The 17,773-nt window shown below is 54.1% G+C and carries 14 protein-coding genes and 1 tRNA gene; 5 read left to right on the top strand and 10 right to left on the bottom strand.

Annotated features, from left to right (window positions below; translation table 11 throughout):
• Together KBY58_RS06925 and KBY58_RS06920 are read right to left on the bottom strand one after the other, a co-directional pair.
• Positions 1-1,636 (bottom strand): DEAD/DEAH box helicase (locus KBY58_RS06925; RefSeq protein ID WP_409995727.1); only part of this gene is annotated, 1,636 nt, incomplete at its 3' end.
• A gap of 92 nt (positions 1,637-1,728) precedes the next feature.
• A tRNA-Gly gene (locus KBY58_RS06920) sits at positions 1,729-1,800 on the bottom strand.
• A gap of 530 nt (positions 1,801-2,330) precedes the next feature.
• Between KBY58_RS06920 and KBY58_RS06915 the strand changes: the two genes are divergently transcribed.
• Positions 2,331-3,473 carry a glycosyltransferase gene (locus KBY58_RS06915; RefSeq protein WP_255003599.1) on the top strand — a complete coding sequence of 381 codons (1,143 nt, stop codon included), beginning with the start codon at positions 2,331-2,333 and terminating at the stop codon, positions 3,471-3,473.
• A gap of 35 nt (positions 3,474-3,508) precedes the next feature.
• On the opposite strand, the gene KBY58_RS06910 is transcribed toward KBY58_RS06915, so the two are convergent.
• The 6 genes from KBY58_RS06910 to KBY58_RS12960 form a co-directional block, all read right to left on the bottom strand.
• Positions 3,509-4,291: an ABC transporter permease gene (locus tag KBY58_RS06910; RefSeq protein ID WP_255003598.1), complete on the bottom strand. Its 783-nt coding sequence runs from the start codon at positions 4,289-4,291 to the stop codon at positions 3,509-3,511.
• Entirely contained in the window at positions 4,288-5,040 is a 753-nt protein-coding gene (locus KBY58_RS06905) for an ABC transporter ATP-binding protein (protein WP_255003596.1), read from the bottom strand. Before KBY58_RS06905 ends, KBY58_RS06910 begins: the two co-directional genes overlap by 4 nt.
• 8 nt (positions 5,041-5,048) lie before the next feature.
• Complete coding sequence (locus tag KBY58_RS06900; RefSeq protein ID WP_255003595.1) at positions 5,049-6,143, bottom strand: glycosyltransferase family 4 protein; 1,095 nt, start codon at positions 6,141-6,143, stop codon at positions 5,049-5,051.
• Positions 6,144-6,173: 30 nt separating this feature from the next.
• Entirely contained in the window at positions 6,174-7,100 is a 927-nt protein-coding gene (locus tag KBY58_RS06895; RefSeq protein WP_255003594.1) for a glycosyltransferase, read from the bottom strand.
• A 208-nt stretch (positions 7,101-7,308) separates the two neighbouring features.
• Entirely contained in the window at positions 7,309-8,427 is a 1,119-nt protein-coding gene (locus tag KBY58_RS06890; RefSeq protein WP_255003592.1) for a glycosyltransferase family 9 protein, read from the bottom strand.
• Positions 8,428-8,466: 39 nt separating this feature from the next.
• Positions 8,467-10,017 carry a glycosyltransferase family 2 protein gene (locus tag KBY58_RS12960; protein ID WP_255003589.1) on the bottom strand — a complete coding sequence of 517 codons (1,551 nt, stop codon included), beginning with the start codon at positions 10,015-10,017 and terminating at the stop codon, positions 8,467-8,469.
• A 483-nt stretch (positions 10,018-10,500) separates the two neighbouring features.
• Here KBY58_RS12960 and KBY58_RS12955 point away from each other — a divergent pair, with 483 nt between their 5' ends.
• Together KBY58_RS12955 and KBY58_RS06875 are read left to right on the top strand one after the other, a co-directional pair.
• Positions 10,501-11,538, top strand: coding sequence for a glycosyltransferase family 4 protein (locus KBY58_RS12955; RefSeq protein WP_255003587.1), 1,038 nt, complete (start codon positions 10,501-10,503; stop codon positions 11,536-11,538).
• Positions 11,539-11,568: 30 nt separating this feature from the next.
• Positions 11,569-12,669, top strand: a complete 1,101-nt coding sequence (locus KBY58_RS06875) for a hypothetical protein (protein WP_255003585.1) — start codon at positions 11,569-11,571, stop codon at positions 12,667-12,669.
• Here KBY58_RS06875 and KBY58_RS06870 read toward each other — a convergent pair.
• Both KBY58_RS06870 and KBY58_RS06865 read right to left on the bottom strand, forming a co-directional pair.
• Positions 12,641-13,648, bottom strand: coding sequence for a hypothetical protein (locus KBY58_RS06870; protein WP_255003584.1), 1,008 nt, complete (start codon positions 13,646-13,648; stop codon positions 12,641-12,643). The two genes, KBY58_RS06875 and KBY58_RS06870, sit on opposite strands and share 29 nt — an antisense overlap.
• On the bottom strand, positions 13,648-15,246 hold the full coding sequence (locus KBY58_RS06865) for a glycosyltransferase family 4 protein (protein ID WP_255003583.1): 1,599 nt from the start codon (positions 15,244-15,246) through the stop codon (positions 13,648-13,650). The genes KBY58_RS06870 and KBY58_RS06865 overlap by 1 nt, the downstream gene beginning before the upstream one ends.
• A 428-nt stretch (positions 15,247-15,674) precedes the next feature.
• Between KBY58_RS06865 and KBY58_RS06860 the strand changes: the two genes are divergently transcribed.
• On the top strand, positions 15,675-16,538 hold the full coding sequence (locus tag KBY58_RS06860; protein ID WP_255003582.1) for a hypothetical protein: 864 nt from the start codon (positions 15,675-15,677) through the stop codon (positions 16,536-16,538).
• 258 nt (positions 16,539-16,796) lie between these two features.
• Positions 16,797-17,750, top strand: a complete 954-nt coding sequence (locus KBY58_RS06855) for a glycosyltransferase family 4 protein (RefSeq protein ID WP_255003580.1) — start codon at positions 16,797-16,799, stop codon at positions 17,748-17,750.
• The last annotated feature ends 23 nt before the right edge of the window (positions 17,751-17,773 follow it).

The raw sequence follows: 17,773 nt of genomic DNA, 5'->3' as shown, positions 1-17,773 counted from the left end.
GCACCAGCTGGGGCAGCAACTGCTCGCGCACCTTGAGGCGGGCCATGTAGTCGCTGTTGCCGCCGAGAATGATGTCGGTGCCCCGGCCAGCCATGTTGGTGGCGATGGTCACGGCACCGGAGCGGCCGGCCTGGGCAATGATTTCGGCCTCCCGCTCCACGTTTTCCGGCTTGGCATTAAGCAGGTTGTGGGGGATTTCCTGCTCCGCCAGCAGGGCCGAGAGCAGCTCGCTTTTCTCAACGCTGGTGGTACCGACCAGGACGGGCCGGCCATCTTTGTGGATGGCGGCGGTTTCATTGGCCACCGCCTGCCACTTAGCGGGCTCGGTTTTATAGACCTGATCGGTCCAATCGGCGCGGGAGCGCAGCCGGTTGGTGGGCACGATCGTGACCTCGAGCTTGTAGGTCTTCTCGAATTCCACCTCCTCGGTTTTGGCGGTGCCGGTCATGCCGGCCAGGCGCGGATAGAGCAGGAAGAAGTTTTGGTAGGTGATCGAGGCGAGCGTCTGGGTTTCGGGCTGGATCGGCAGACTCTCCTTGGCCTCGATCGCCTGGTGCTGGCCATCACTCCAGCGGCGCCCGGGCATCACCCGCCCGGTGAATTCATCGACGATCACCGCATCGCTAACGCGCACGATGTAATTGACGTCCTTAACGAAAAGCTCCTTGGCCTTGAGGGCATTGGTGATGAAGTGGGCCCAGGGGTCGGCGGGATCAAACAGGTCAGAAACGCCAATCAGCTGCTCGGCCTTGGCGTAGCCCTCATCGGTGAGGGTGCAGCTGCGCTGCTTTTCATCCACCTCGTAGTCGCCTTCAGGGTCAATGCCGTCCTTGCCCATCTCCTCAGAGCGCTGCAGGGCCGCCGCCACCTCCGCCGCCTTTTGGTATTTCTCCTGGGGCCGCTCGATTTGGCCGGAAATGATCAGGGGGGTGCGGGCCTCATCGATCAGGATCGAGTCGACTTCGTCGATGACGCAGTAGTTGGGCTGGCGCTGCACCACCTCGGCGATGTCGCTCGCCATGTTGTCGCGCAGGTAATCGAAGCCCAGCTCCGAGTTAGTGGCGTAGGTGATGTCGCAGTTGTAGTTGGTCCGCCGGGTGGCGGGGTCCATGTCCTGTTGGATCAGACCCACCGAAAGGCCCAGGAAGCGATGCACCTGGCCCATCCACTCGGCGTCGCGGCGGGCCAGGTAGTCGTTGACCGTCACCACGTGCACACCCCGGCCCGAGAGGGCGTTGAGATAGGCCGGCAGGGTGGCTACAAGGGTTTTGCCTTCGCCGGTTTTCATCTCGGCGATCTGGCCCTCGTGCAGCACCATGCCGCCGATCAGCTGCACATCGAAGTGGCGCATGGCCAGCACCCGCTTGCCGGCTTCCCGCACCACGGCAAAGGCCTGGGGCAGCAGCTCATCGAGCACCTTGCGCTCCCGCTCGAGGGTGGCCTCAGTGCCCAGACCCCGGTTTTGGCAATCCAGCTGCAGGGCGGCGAGCTTGCCTCGAAACTCAACGGTGAGGCCCCTCAGTTCGTCGTCTGAAAGGGGGGCGATCTCCTCTTCCAGCAGGTTGATATCGGAAACCAGGGGCTGGTAACGCTTCAGCTTGCGGGCATTGGGATCACCCAGCAGGAGCTTGAGCATGGAATTGGCCAGATATGCGCTGTAGCCAGCCTACTGAGGGCAAGCATCACAGCTGACACCAGAGCCTGCGCCAGCCGCTGGAGGTTTTTGAAAGCGGATGAAGAGATTCGAACTCTCGACCCTCTCCTTGGCAAGGAGATGCTCTACCACTGAGCTACATCCGCAAACGTTGCAAGGATCCGGAGTATCCCGGGCTGCAGCGCTGGTCGGCGAACATGCCGACAAGACGAGCATGCCCTACGGCCCGCCCCTGGGTCAACCGTCAGGGGAAAGGACAACAAGTAGGGTGTGATCAAACAAGTTTCTGCTTGCTGTGCCGGAGAAAGTTCAGCACGAGAACTCCCATTCTGCAGATCCGGCGCCGATGGGCCAGCCCCTTAAGGGTTTGAGGCTGCTGGTGACAGATCTGGATCTACAGCAGAGGGAGCATCGGGGCATTGCAGTTTTCAGCAAGGCCATGCTCAAGGCCCTAAAGGATTCGGGCGCTGAGATCTGGCTGCTCACGGACTTTGAGCCAAGGCTTGAGAAATCTGTCTACAAAAATCTGCCCAAGCGGGCCTGCGACCTGATCTATGCAGCTCGAGTAATGGAGGGCTTAATGGAGGGCCACAATTGGCTGCACAGCCCCTATTGGGAAACAAAGCTCAGCAAGTGGCAGGCCTTGGCAAGGCTGCACAAAAAATGGCTGAGACTCTTGGAGATCTTGGATTGGCTGGCGTACCGCAATTATGCCACTGACGCAATGGTGAAGGTAAATTTATTGGAGCAATTCGACAGCCCCTATTTCCGCCAGGAGCGGCTGAGCTATTTCGAAAACCTCGATGGCATCCTCTGTTCCCGGCATCTCTATTTGAATGCCTCACGGAGAGCACTAGCTTGCCGCCCATCATCCCTACCAATCAAGTTGGGCAATGAATTTGATGGGCTAATCACCACCTGTCCGATCAACATCAGAGTTGAGGGTAAGGGTTGCTTTGTGCAAACAGTGCATGATTTGATTCCTCTCGAATATGTGCGCCACCTTGACCACGTGGCACATTTTGGCCAGAGGCTTAACAGCTGTCTGACGGCCAGAAAGTTATATGTATCAGAGGCAACCCGCAAGAAATTTGAACAGGCCTATGGATCCGCCAATGATGCTGGGGGCGTGGTGATTCTGCAGCCCCCATCGCTGAAATTGCCTGCTAAGGAGCACCGAGGGCTGCTAGAGCAAAAAGTATTGCGACCATCGCTGCGATCAGAAAAACGCCATGGTAGCTTGGTTCCATTTCGCTATCTTCTATTTAATTCCTCAGTGGAACCCAGGAAAAATCTCTTATTTGCGATTAAGGCGTTCCGCATCTCAGGGCTAGCTGAATATGGAATCCGGCTCTGCGTGACTGGAATGCTTAAAGAAGACTCCTATAGCAGGGAGGTCGAAAGGCAGGCCGATAAATCTGTACTGCTAACCGGCTATATCGACGAAACCACAAAAACAAATTTATTTTTACATGCCATGGCGATTATTAGCCCTTCTTTGGTGGAGGGCTTCGGAATCCCAGTGCTTGATGGCGCCTGCATCGGTGCACCGGTCATCGCCAGCCCTTCTGTGGCCCACCAGGAAATCCAAGCCAGCCAAGATTTCAGGGAGCTGATTTGGCTGTGCGACACCCTCAATCCAACAACCTGGGCCCAAGCTATGGGACAAATCGCAATGGCAGAAATGGCAAGGATCGGCGATCCCCAGGCGGAAAGGCAAAGGCGACTTAGCCGCTACGACACCATTTCTGCAGCAATCTTAGAAGACTTCCGACGGAAAATCTGCGAGCAGGTTAAGCCTGAACTACTAAGCAATTGAGGAGCAAGTCAGAATTTAGCCAAGGGTAAGCAAATTTAGATTAAAAAAGGCAGATGGCGCCGCTCCCGATTAAGCAGTGAGATGGCAAAGTAAATACCAACAAAATTTATTAGAAGCAGGAGCAGATCAATCCAGCCTGGCGATGAGCCCTCAATCAAACAGCGGCGCATGGGATTTAGCACTTGATAGAGCAAATTTAAATCGGCAGTCCAGGCAAGGGAGCCAAGAGTTTTCTGCTCATACAGGATGGGGGAAAGAAGAAATACTAATTGCAAAACGATTGGAACAAGCTGATACAAATCCCTGTATCGCGCTCCCACAAGGCACAAAAATACCGGAAACCAATACAAAAACAGCAACAAATTAATCAAGGGCAGCCAGCCCACAAGCAGCAAATTAGGAATAAGATTAATTTTAAAAAAAGAAAGACCTAACAAGACCAAGGCAAACGACTGGGCAAATGTTTGAACCTGGAAAGCCCATTCCTCAAGGGTATAGAAAATTGGATTGAGATTATTGTTGTGCAAGTGGGCGGCATTAAGTTCAAACAGATTTGGAGCAGCGCTAATTGCCGCAGCCAAGCTATTCCAGATCACTACGCCAAGGCCGAGATACACCACGTAGCGGTTGAAATCTTGGACCTTGAAAACAGTGCCGTATACCAGCGCAAGTACGGCAATGGACAGCAGATTGGAGAGACCTAGCCAAAAACTACCCAGCAGGGTGCGGGCGAATCGGGCCTTAGTGCGAGAAGTGGCCGTAAAAAGCCAAACCCGACGCAGCGCCCAGCCGTCTGAGAGGGTTTGGAGCACTCTCATGGCTTGGGCCGATGGTAGTGCTCCAGGGCATCCTCAAGCTGGCCATCAAAGACAATCGAACCCTGCTCAAATACCAATCCACGCACGCAAAACTGCCTGAGCAGGGCCTCTGAATGGGAGGCCAAAATCAAGGTGCCCGCAGATTCAATGAAAGCCTGAAGGCGCTGCTGGGCCTGCTCATAGAAGCTGGAATCTCCGGCGCCAAAACCCTCATCTATAGCCAGGCATTCATGGGTACAGGCAGTGAGCATCGAAAAAAGCAAACGGGATGCCATGCCCTGGCTATAGGCCTTGACTGGTAAATGAATGAAATCACCCAATCCGGAAAATTCCACCACACCCTGGCAATAACTCTCAAAACCTTTAAGATAACCATTGACCATCAAATAGTGGGCCTTTACGGCCTGCAGGCCGCTGAGTTCACCGCTGGTGATGAAGCTCTTATGAATCATCGGGAAAACCCGAATGCGTTGCTCAAATCTTCCACAACTCGGCATATAGATGCCCGAGATCAGCTTTAGAAAAGTGGATTTACCTGCTCCATTATGACCAATCAGGGCAATGCGTTCACCTTCATGAATCTGACAATTCACATTGTGCAGTGCAGTGATCACCGCACCGCCACCCTGACGGCGCAACTGACCTCCGGTGACTGAGCGCAGCAGGGCTGATTTAAGACTGCGGGTTTCGGAGCTGAATACGGGAATTTGCAGACCAATGCACTCAAGCCGCAACACGGGCAAGTGCAACAGGGGGCTCAGGGCAATGGATCCCGGAGAAGGGAGTTGATCTCTCTGGCTTGGCGCTGACTGGTGTGGGCCGCGGCGTTGAGAAGACCCGCCTGAGAAAGCTGTCGCCAAAGGGCAGGATCGCGGTCGAGCCGCTGCAACTGATGAGCCATTGTATCGCCGCGATCATGGAGCTCAAACAGCAATGCCGCATCTTGATGCAGCTCCTGATGCACGGGAATGCGGCTGGCCAGGGTGGGCAGGCCCAGGGCCTGGGCCTCGAGCAGGGGGTAATCAAAACCCTCCATCAGGCTGGGGGAAACAAGGCAAAAAGCTTGGCGCAGCAGGGTTTCAAGGGGCCCGGGTGCCAGTGGAGATATCCAGCGCACCCTCTCGCCCAGGCCAAGCTGCCGCTGCTGCCTGAACAGGGCAGATGTGCAGCGATCCGTGGCACCCACCACCAGCAACCGACCGGGCCAATCGGGGTTGCGCTTGAGCAGGGCCGCAAAACCGTTCAGGGCAAGGGCCAGATTTTTATTGCGGGCATGGCGGGCCAGCACGACGCAATCGTGGCTGGCGGGGGCCTGGATCGGATCGGCCACGGGCTCCACGCCATTGGGCACCACGGCAATGCGGCGAGCGGGCAGGCCGGTTTGCACCAGTTGGTTGGCCACGCTTTGGCTAATGGCCACCACCAGGGCAGCCCGTTCAAAGTGGGCTGGCAGCAGCAGCCGGCTACGCCAATGGGCCCTGCAACTGCTGGGGAAGTGGAGGGGCGTGAGGTCGTGGCAGGTGATCAGCTGGGGCACCTGGGGCAGGGCCCAGAGCCATTCGCTGTAGGGGCTGTAAATGCGATCGGGCCAGTGGTCCGCAAGCAACCGGCGCAGGGGTAGGGCGTGCTGGGCCAGGGCATAGCGCTGGAGCAAGCCCATGGGGCCAGTGCAGGGCTTTGTCGGCAAATGGGGGCTCTGGCTGAGCTGGCCATGGCCTGGGGGTGCCAGCCGCAGCTGCCAGGGCAGGGATTCGCCGGGCCAGGCCGCTAACAGTCGCTCCACATAGCGGCTGAGGCCGGTGGGTTCGGGCCGGTAGGGCAGCAGATTGAGCAGCAGAGGCAGGCTGGTCATGGGACCAGTGTGTGGCACATAACTACTGGTTTAGCCAGCGATCCTGAACAGCTCTGAGTGGTGGCGCAGCCAGATCGGGTTGGAAAAATGCTGCTCGTAACGCCAGCGAGCCTGCTTGCAAGCCAGGCCATAACGGCGCCCATCGCTGAGGAGATGCTGGATAGTAGAGGCAAGATCGCCGGGCTTGCCGCTCCAATCTAGAGCGGGCACATTGCTGACCCAATACATGCCGGAGCGCGGCAAATCGAAAGCCAGGCAGGGGATACCACTGGCCATGGCCTCGAGCTGGACGATGCCAAAGGCTTCATTACAACGATCTGCGGGCAGGACCAACAAATCTGCGGCGGCCAGCAAATTCAGCTTGGAATGCTCAGCCAAGCGGCCATGGAAAAAAACCCTATGGCTAAGACCAAGGTTACGGGCAATCCCCTCAAAACGGCTCCGAAGGGGACCATCTCCAACAATATCTAGGCTCCCTGCAGCGGGAGCTAGGGCCATGGCATGCAAAAGCCAATCGATGCGCTTGTAACTATCGAGCCGACCAATAAATATGAGCCGACCGAAGGCCTCTGGCTTTTGCTGCTCGAGACGGCATTGGTGGATCCGGCTACAGGCGGCCTCAGTGGAGGGTGGAAGGGAGCAGGGGAGGCAGGCCACTTGGGCGGGTACTAGACCAGATTGGACGAGCTGGTGCCTAAGGGGAGGGGAAGTTGTGACCACCGAAAAAAATCTGAGCAGGACCAATGCCAAGGCCTGATAAACAGCCTCCAACCAACCAGTTATGGCAGGCCTAGGCTCAATAAAGGCATGCCAATAGATATGAATTTGACGGCGGGGGCGCAACAGACGGGCCAGAAGCACCAAAAGCAGGACAGTCGGGCAGGGCAAATGGACCAGCAGGGGCTCCCTTCCAACTAAAAGCTGGAGCAGGGCATTACTGGGCAGAGGCAAAAGCAAACGCCCCAAAGAAATGGAGGGAAGTAGGGTGCGCCGATACGAGACTTTTAGGGGATCGGCTACTGCACCTTGAGAGGAGAGGGGGGGGAGTAAGGAAATGGCTCTGGAACAATCGCCAGTGGCAATGGCAAGGCAGTGAGCCACCCGCTCAACGCCCCCAAAACCCGGCGGAGATTCCCTCAACAGCTGAAAAAACCTGTAAGGCAACTCAATCAAGGATCTTTTCCAACCAATCAACTACCTGATGAGGCCCTACAGATTCCATACATTCATGATTGTCCTTTACACATTCATCGTTGCGAAAACGTAAGGCATCGCAGCCGTCGCAACTGACGTTGGCTACAGTGCGCTGACAATTGGGCAAACGGGGCAACCAAAGTCTGATTGGACTTGCCCCCAAGCCATTGGCATCATTTCCGACAACTGCGAGGGTAGGGGTACCAACTGCAGCCGCAATGTGGAGAGGCCCGGCATCTACGCTCACAACTGCTCGGGCCCTGCGGCAAGCACCAGCCAGCTCGATCAAGCTCGTGCGGCCACGTAGGTCAATCAACTGGGAACAGGCCAGCAGTTCATCCTCAAGACCGCCGGCGTGATACTCCTCCTGCTGACGCCTAGGGGGACTTCCCACTAGCCCCACTGAAAACCCTTTCAGCTCGCACCAGCGCAGTACCTCCAACCATCCAGCCACTGGCCAAATTTTGGCAGCCCGGGTAGTAGTTGCATGGATCAATAGATCCGGTACTGCAAAGCTGGGATCACGGGAAGGCAAACGGATCGGATTTGCTGGTGGTTCCAAGAAGGCCAAACGACAAAGCAGCTCACCGATGGAATTCGTACTGAAAAGGTCCCCATAGCGCGTGAGGAAATCTGGAGAATCCCAATCGGGATCCTCTAGAAACCGCTGATAGGGATGCTCACCCCATGGCAAAGCTGCTCGCCCATTGGCCCCAAGACTGGCGCCAGCAACAAATTTCGGGCGTAGCCAGGAAGCAAGCACCTGGGTAAGTGGGTTAAAGCCATCACAATTGATCAAAAGTTCTACGGGTCCAGCTTCCTTCGAGCGGATATGGGCACTTTCTGCTAAGTGCTGAAAATGCCCGTGATCAGGGCTATCCCACGAGATTCGCCAATTGATTGGCTCAAGAGCATTTTCAAAGTCAGCTGTGGATTCACTGCCCCAAAAATCAATTTGAGCTTGCGGGAAACGCTGGCGCAGCGCCTGCAACAAAGGGACCGTAACCACAAAATTACCTACCTTGCTGGAGCCGAGCAGCACGATATGGGGCTCCGGACCAAGCTCTCGACCGTCGTAGCGCTCAAGCATTAAGGGCAAAATACTGTGCCGCCAATTGTAGGGCTCAGTTCAGCTGGCAAAGGGCAACTGCAGCCATGGATGGCGCCTCTGCAAACAACGACTGAGGGGACGCCACTGGTGTGATGTGGCTTTGGCTGTCATGGAGCCTAAATGAGCGTGATACCTGGCCAAAACACGAGGGCATAGCACTCCATGAAAGCCAGCACCGATCAATTTACACCAAAAGTCAAAGTCCTCCCAACCACCGTCTATATGGGTGTAGCCACCAACTTCCTGCCAAGCCTCCTTGCGTATCATTGCCATGGCATCAATGATGTTTCCGCCAAGAAAGGAATCTCGCTGCCAAGCCAGTTTAGTAATCAGCGCGGATGAGCCCGGGTCATTGCTACGGCTGCCAATAATCTCCACATGGGGATGAACGACGGCGGCAAATTGTGGCGCTGCCTGAGCCACCTCCAAACAAGCGGCCACTGCCTGAGGCATAAGGGTATTATCCGCATCTAAAACAAAACACCAAGGGGCCTTGCTGTTGCTAAAAGCGGTGTTACGGGCAGCGGCTAGACCAGAATTAGTCGCATGGCGTAAAAAAACTGCCCGGACAAAGCGCTGTCCATAAAGCTCCAACCAAGACAATACCCGATCTACACTGCCATCAGTCGAATCATCATCAACTACTATTAATTCCAACGCTTCAAGACTTTGATGGCGTACGCTGTCAAGAGCCCCAAGTATATAATTAGAATAATTAAAAGAGCTTACCACCACAGAAGCCGCGGCCACGCCATGGGAATCATGGAACCAAAGAGTATCCAGGGGCGGGGGAAAAGGGTCAAAGGCCATTGCCAAGGGCTGGCCTACTAATTCCGCCACCAGCTCGACGGGGGAGATAGGCGCAGCAAAATACCGTAGCTGGCCTTGGCCTAGACATGCCAGCGCGTTTTCAGCACAAAAACCATCCTGAGTCAGTAGCACAGTATGTTCCGCCAAGGAAGCAGCCTGCTGCAGCCAGGCAGCAAGTGCCCTTGCCTCATTAGGATCAGCCCCAAGCCTTGGCAACTCGGGTAAATAGACAAGCACCTGTTCAGGAATCTCGGCCTCCCATGCAGCTAAGCCATGCTCCCAAAAAGCATCGCCACAGCCAAGGCAAAGCCCAAAGCAGGGAAGGGGATTTGGCAGCCCAAGGTTTGCTGCAGAGAGATCAAAGCATCTTTTGGTAGGTGCAAGCCACCCATTTGACTTTGCCTGAGAAGGTAGCCAATAACAAGGGAATCCAAGAACCTGAAGAAGCGCCGCGCGACCGGGGTGAGGATCCCAAATGCCATCCTGACATTCAAGGTGGAGCAACCAATTGCGAGCAGCATCTGGCTCGGGCAACTCTAAATTTACGCAGAAGCGGCGCTGCAGGTAGTCGGCCTGGTTAGGGCTATATGGGGAAGGAATCAACTGCAGATGGTTGGTAGCCTCAAAAGTCCAAACCGCACCCATAGCGGGGATCATATTAAAAGGCACACGATCTAACCAGAGATGGACAACCCAATCATTAAAGTTTGCACCACATATCGAAACAAGCGTACAACAGCCGTCTAGCTCAAGACCCACAGCATTATTAGCTAAATTCTGATGGCTTCCTTGCCATTCCTCAACCCATTGAGGCCATCGCTCTGGAGGAATCGCAAGGCTATCAAAACTTCCAGTAGAAACAGGCCAAAGCCTCCCATGCCGGCCCCAAGGCCCTCTAAAGCGTTGACTTAATTTTTGGCGCAAACTGTTAAACATGTAACCCAAATACTAAAAAGCTGAAATGGATTGACCAATACCAGTATGCCCTAAACCCGGCATGGGCTAAACTTATCAAAAGTTAAGTCACAAAGCTCAAATCAACTTCGACCACCCTGCTGGTGGCCCTTACTTCTGTGCATCATGCGCTTGCTGACCCTAACCAACCTCTATCCACCCCAGAACTTAGGAGGATTTGGGCTGTGTATCCAGCGATTAGTTGAGGGACTTGTGGGGCTCGGCTACGACTCCCACGTACTGAGCTCAGATCAATCCTATCTTGGACCCTGCGGCCAGGATCCCAAGGTGAGTCGCACACTGGAGCTACTGGGCAGCTATGAAAATGGCATCTCGCGCCTGGCCGATACCACTGAAGAGCAACGTCGCCAACACCGCAATCAGCAACGGTTGAACCAGCTACTCGACATGATCAATCCCCAGGCATGCCTGGTGGGAAATCTGGATTTACTTGGAACTGATCTGCACAAGCAGCTCGGCAAACGCCGAATCCCCACGATCCAACACGTGGGCTTTATGGCTGCGCCCTACGGGCCGCAGGACTACCCCCAAGCAAACACCTACCGACTAGCTTTCGCCTCTAGGGAGGTAAAGAGATTACTAATAGCTCAGGGTTTTCCAGTGGACAACCATCCGATCGTGCATCCGCCGCTGACCTCAGCCATGACAGCAGAGGCACCGATTCCAAAGCGACAAAGCCCAATGCTGCAAATCGGCTATAGCGGGTTATTAATGCACTCCAAAGGTGTGCATAACCTGCTAGAAGCGTGCGTAATACTCAAACAACGGCACGTTCCGTATCAGCTGAATCTGGCAGGAAAACCATTTTCTCCGGATTACCTTGAACAGTTGCAAACCTATGCGCGTCAACAGGGAATCGATCGGAATCTGCACTGGCACGGATTTCTGGAGGATCAGGCAATCACAAGCTTTTATCAACAACTGGATGTACTTGTATTCCCCTCGCTGCATCCTGAAGCATTTGGGATGGTGGTGGCAGAAGCCATGGCCCAAGGAGTAGTGCCAATCAGCACTGGAGCTGGCGGAGCCTTTGAGGTGATAACCCATGGAGTTGACGGATTGCTATGTGAACCCGGCAGCGGCGAATCAGTATCAGCTGCTCTGCAGTGGTGTCACGGCAACCGTCAAAAGCTCAGTGTTTTATCTCAGAATGGCATCCGACACGCACGTTCACGTTTTAACAGTGCGCAATCCGCAAAGGTGTTGGATCAAACCTTCCGAACATTGGCAGAACTTAATTCTTCCTCTGCAACCGATATCCAACTTGGTGCAAAAGACTTAACATTTAGTGGGGTGACCTTTTGAAAATCGTCAACATGCTGGTTTATTAGGCTTATGAAGGGACCGAAGTGGTGGCTCTATGGCGAGGATCTAGAACTCGCAAGAGACTTGCAACACAAAGCCATAGCGGCCAGCAAGGGGCGTGATGAACAGCTCGCCAACATCTCAATCCTCAGCTATCTAGGAGATTACCAAGGCTGTTCCGATTGGCTCGATCGGGTTAACGGATATGCAGATGTTATAGGGAGGCAATCAGATTATCGAATTCGACGCTATCGACGGATCCCCAACCCCTGGAGTGCGCTGCTAGAGCCTAGCCGAGAGGAACCTCTCGCTGAAACGATCTCAAAACGTCTGAAGACTAAGCAACAAATCGTAGTGGACCTAGTGGGTGGCATCGGAGATCAATTAGAAAATGCGGCTCTGCTACTTAGCATTCAAAGTCAAATGCCCTCCAAAGAAATAATTGCAGTGCGGCCCCTGGGAGAACATTCTGGGGTAGTGAAACAATTGCTACTACAAAATCAGGGGCTGCAGATACATAATGAAAATAATCCTGGACAACTCTGGAGGATCACAGCACCATGGTTTCGCTACTGGCTTGGCCGATCTGGAATAAGCGAAATAATCCAGCAACCGCTGGTCATTGACATCGCAGAGCCTGCAAGCCAGGGCAAATTATTGGTCTGCTGGCGGAGCAAACCAGACCCTACAAACCCACTCAGTTCCTTCAGCCGCTCACTTTCCTTTGACACCATCCTAGACCTGCTGGAACTCTGGCAACCAGCCGCATCAAAAAAGGGCCTACGGCTGATTGACATCAGTGACTACTCTTTTGCGGAATCCCAACGGATCCGAGAGCTGCATAGCTGGGTAGATCTGGCCCGAAATCGCATTAATAGCCTGGAAGATACACGCCAATTAATGCGGGGGGCGGCGGCGATTGCAACGGTGGACACCTCCTTGGGCCACCTTGCCGTACTGTGCGCACGGCCAGTACAGCTGCTGTTGCCCTTATGGCCAGATGAGCGCTGGTACGACCTGCTCGATGGGGGCCTCTATGGCGCGTTGGTGACTACTTATCGGCAACGTCAGTTCAACTCTTGGCGAGAGCCCTTGAAGGATCTCAGCCAGCGACTACATTTGCCTGATTGAAAATTGTGGGCCATACGGCCAAACAACGCAGGCGCTCATGATCCAAGGAATAGCGCTCCCGCAGATGAACGGCATGGTCCACCAGTAACTGGGTGGTGGCCGCGGGATCGGCTTCAAATCCGCGGATGGTGTTTTCTAGAGTGTCCACAAATGTAAGTAGATCACCGAAGGGTACCTCCCGAAGGGCGGGATGACAAAAATCGCGACCAGACAAGCCGTGGTAACCCACCACCAAACAGCCACAGGCGATGGCCTCGGCCAAGGGCAAACCGAAACCCTCCGGATGACCGCAACTGAGAAATACCAGAGCCTCTCGGAGCTCTGCGGCAATTTCGGAATGGGTGAGGCGTCCAACTTCCACGAAAGGATATCGATTGAAAAAAGGGCGGCATTCCGCCATGGCCCGCACGATGCGCGCATGCTGAAGCTGTTTACGACTCAAATAGAGAATTTTGCGAATTTTGCGCTCTGGCGGGAAAAAAAGTTTCCCATCAATTCCGTTCAAAACTACTTGGACGCGATTGGCATCAAGACCACAGCCTTCAATCAAAAAGCGACGATTGTCCTCCGACACTGTCACCACACCACGCACATCAGGATGTCGATAAAGAGATATTATATCTGACGTGATATTGCTATCGAGACCAAAGGTATAATAAGCATTCTGATTGAAAATAATTTTGGGAATACCTGGAAGATATCCAGGAATATTGGCAACCCAGGTTTCTGGCAATACCAGGCAATCAGTTGCCGGATCTGGGGACAAGGCGAGAAACGATTCAAAATCAATCACCGGTGCCTTGCTTTCAAACCAATCGGCACAAAAGCCCTTATTTTCATGTAGAACCCATGCAGAAACTCCGGCCTGGTGGAGCAGATCCACCTGGCGATAGATCTGCTTGACACCACCGATTGGATGGTTGCTATCTGGATAGCAGACAAAAAAGAAGCGACCTATTGAAGATGGATCAGTACTCATCACTGCCGTTGCTCCAATGGCTCTGCGATGGCTAGCTTCACAAGCATTGCCAGGATCGCGCCATGGCGGCTCGCAGGCACACCCATACGGGTAAGGTCGGCACAGCTGAGCCGGCGCTGGCTGGTGAGGTGTTTTATCAGGGACTGGTGGGCCGCACCGCAGATCACATGGCTAAAAAGTTGGGTCATCGGTTGATCTAAGAAGTCGGCAGGTGTATGACCATCCCTTGCGATCACCTCTTTTGCCGTAAAGGACTTGGTGCCGTAACCAGCAAACAGGGCCCCCATCGGCGGATGGGCGGGGGGCTCGGGTTGAAGCACTCCAGCTTGCTGTCGGAGCGCAGCCAGCTCTAGCCAGAGCTGTCTGTAGCTTTGTTGCACCACTTCCCAGCAGAAGTGGCGCTGCCATCGGGCCCTGGCCTGTTCGCCCATGCTCTGGCGCAGGGCTGGATCGGAAGCCAGTTGGGCGAGCGCCTGCTCCAGGGCCAGCTCATCAACGACTGCCGCCAAACTGAGCACGCCGATCATGTTGTCGTAGTCAATCAATCCCAGCCGATAGGAACGATCCAATGGATCCAACCGATCTGGGGCCGAGAAGGCTGTATGTACGGGGATGCGCAGGCCAGTCACCCCATCGTCCACAAGATCTTTGTAGCCGTCCCAATCGCTGACAATGGTGGGGAGTGAGGCTGCCATTGCCTCAATTACCGAGAGGCCGAAGGTCTCCTGAAGGTTGTCAGCGGGGGAAACAAAAAGATCAGCGGCAGCCAGGGCAAGGCTCTTTTCAAGATCTGAGGCGGGTTTCAAACCACCAATACGGCGCAGATGCAGCTGGGGGAACTGCTGTTGCAACTGGTCATAGGCATCGGCCACAGAACTATTGAATAGATGGCCGCACTCCAGCAGAATTAACTGCTGATCGGGGAGTCGCCGCTGCAACCGCGCCATTGCCCTGTAGAGGGGCAATGGGTGGGCCTTGCTGTGAAAACTAAGCCGCCCCAGAAAAAGCACCACAAGGGCCTGGGGGGGGATCTCGAGCCGAATACGAGCCTGGTGGCGAAGCTGCCTACGATCCACGGTGGCCGCAGCAAGGGACGCAAGTGGATCCTCTACAGCTAGCGGAATCAAGGGCAGCTGGGGGCCCGGAGGCCTGGGCAGGGCGGTGCCGAACCGGCGCTCAAGGGCTTGATGGCGATGATCCAGCAAGCGTTGAACAACCACCCGGCCTGCCTGGGAGGTGCATACCAGGGCATCCCATGGCTGAAGCGGCGCACTCTCCAGTTCAGCCACGGAATTAAAAACAGATTCGGAACAAAGAGTGTGAATTACCCCAGTGATCGAAAAAGCATTGGCAGGTTGGCCAGAACGCAGCAGCTCCCACTTGGCCAAGCCAGGATCGGGAACGTGTAGGGCTCCAACCGCCTGGAAGGATTCGCGATGAAAACCTGTCACCAGACGTAAACGAGCCCCGCATGGCAGAACAGGCTCGATCAAAGAGCGCAAACGAATTGCCTCGTCGTGGGAGGACACCAAGATGGTGAGCTCCTCATTTGAAGCCAGATAGCGGGTGATTCCCTGGGCCATGGAACGGCCAGCCACACGCCTCCCGAGCACCTGAAACTGATCCGTATCAAATGCATCACCTGGCAAAAGCAAGGCAGCAGGAAATTGAATGGGATCGGAAGGGCCTGTTGGCTTAGGGACTTTAAGCATAGAAGTCTCGCCTATAGGCCCATAAACACAGCAGAGCCAAGATTGCGGCAAAAGCGAGTGGCATGGCCATCAAGGCCACAATCCATGGATCAGCAACACGGGAAAGTGCCCAGACAACGAAACCCCAGCCTGCCAAGAGCAGAATGGGAACCGTAAAAGGGCTAATGCGTACACGGACCCACAGGCGCCGTAGCTGATGAGGTCGCAATTGGTAAAACGCAGTTGGGGAAAGCCTTTTGACAAGAAAAAACCGTGGATGTGGTCAGTTTAGGGGCAAGTGAATCGGTAGATTGAGTTTGAGAGGAGATCAAACCTTGCGGCTGCACCTGGCAATTGCCCACTATTACAACGCCGATGGCGGCGGGCAGCATGGATCGCTCAGTGCCAATCCGCTGCCACGGCTTACGGCTCTACGCCGGGTGATATTACAGTTACACCGGCTGTTTGGCGGACCCAGCGGTAGCCTGAATCATCTTCAACGGTGCGTGGATCCAGTTACGGATGGCACCACGGATCTGAAAATTACGATCTGCGTAGTAGCCGAGGCAAACTTGCTCCACGAACTCAATGATCTGCAAGAGGCCGGGGCATTCACGGCACGGCTGTGCCAACCCAAAACACCGAAACACCTGGGATTCGAATGCCACCATGTACTAGAAGAATTTCACAAGGACTATGACTACAGCGGCTATTTAGAAGACGACATCATAATCACTGACGCCGATTTCTTCCTTAAATTGCGCCAATTCAATCGGTGCTTTGGCAATAATTATCTATTGCAACCAAATCGAATCGAAACCAGTCAGGACCTGGCAAACTTAAGGCGTTTCTACATAGATGGAGATTATAATCCAGCAGCGTCTGAAAAATACAGAGATTCAATGGATTTAAAGTTGTGCATGGAGCACCTTGGTGAACCCATATGCTTTGGCCAACCCCTAAACACCCACTCGGGCTGCTTTTTCCTCAACAATGCTCAAGCACAAATGTACTTTAAAGCACCCCACTGGTCAGAAGAGGATGAAAGTTTTCATAGTCCACTAGAAAGTGCAGCCACTCTCGCCCCAATGAAAACCTTTCAGATCATGAAACCCAGTCTAAATAATGGCAGGTTTCTAACGGTGGAGCATGCCGGTAGAAACTTCATGGGATTATTACGCTCAGCCAGAGCAATTTAAAAGATGCTAAAGCCCAAGCTACTTATTGATTGGCCCCTAACTCCCTATACCGGCTGGGGGAGCTATGGCATCCAACTAGCCCAGGAACTGTTGGCCAGCGAAAGGGCAAGACCTGTACTCACGAGCAGGGCCGACCGTAGTCCCCACTGCAACGTAGCCTGGCTAAACCGACTAGATGAGATTGAGGCATTTAGTGCAAAACTGATTGAATACCTCATTACAAATCCCAGCAACCTTGTTGAAACAAACTGCGAACTAGTGCTGGAGCCAATTGGAAACCTTGTACCTCCTCAGCGCCTATGTGGTAAAAGAAAAGTGGGAGTGGCCTTCGTAGAACGGACCGCCCTCGATCAGAATTTTCTAGATGGCCTAGATCGGTTTGATTTGGTGATCACGGGATCCAACTGGAATCAAAGAATGCTGGAAAAAAGCGGCTTCAGCCGTAGCATAATGATTCACCAAGGTATAGATCCCTGTAATTTCCACCCGGTTGCTACTCCGAGGTTAATCAATAGGCCCTTTGTGATCTTTGCAGGTGGAAAGCTTGAGGCACGTAAAGGTCAAGATCTAGTGATTGAAGCATTCCGCAGGCTGCTTAAAACCATTCCAGATGCCATTTTAATTGGATGCTGGGCCAATATCGGGAATGTGGGCATTGACACCATCAGCCTCTGCGAAGCTGTTCAGGGCAGCCCAAAGAATGGTGATCCCCACGCTATTTTTCACTGGCTACTTGACCAGGGAATTCCGGCCCGCAATCTAATGATTCCCTCGATCACGGCAAATGCACAGCTACCCGGCTTGATGAAACAGGCCGATGCGGCCGTTTTTGCCAGCAGATGCGAAGGAGGTACAAATCTAATGGCAATGGAAACCTTGGCGTGTGGAATTCCCACAATTTTATCGGCAAACACTGGCCACCTAGATCTACTAGAAATGGAACTGGATCACGCACTGCCGGTAGGCGGCAGCGGGGTGGGTAAAGTGCCAGATCTAATCACAAAGACCTATGGAGGTGATGCAGGAGGAATCTGGGGCGAAACTGATCCAGAGGAAATATTTACGGTGCTACTAGAGCTGCATGCACAAAGAGAAAAATGGTCAGACAGGGGTAAATCAAGTGCCAAAAAAATGGGCGGTTACACCTGGCAAAGCTGCATGCAGAAGCTTCTTCAAGCTTTAGAAGAGAGAGAACTACTTACCAATAATTAGAATTTGCTGGCTGTAATTAGGAT

This window comes from Cyanobium sp. HWJ4-Hawea (assembly GCF_024345815.1).
Lineage (GTDB): Bacteria > Cyanobacteriota > Cyanobacteriia > PCC-6307 > Cyanobiaceae > Cyanobium_A.
This window is presented reverse-complemented; position numbering and strand designations above follow the sequence as displayed.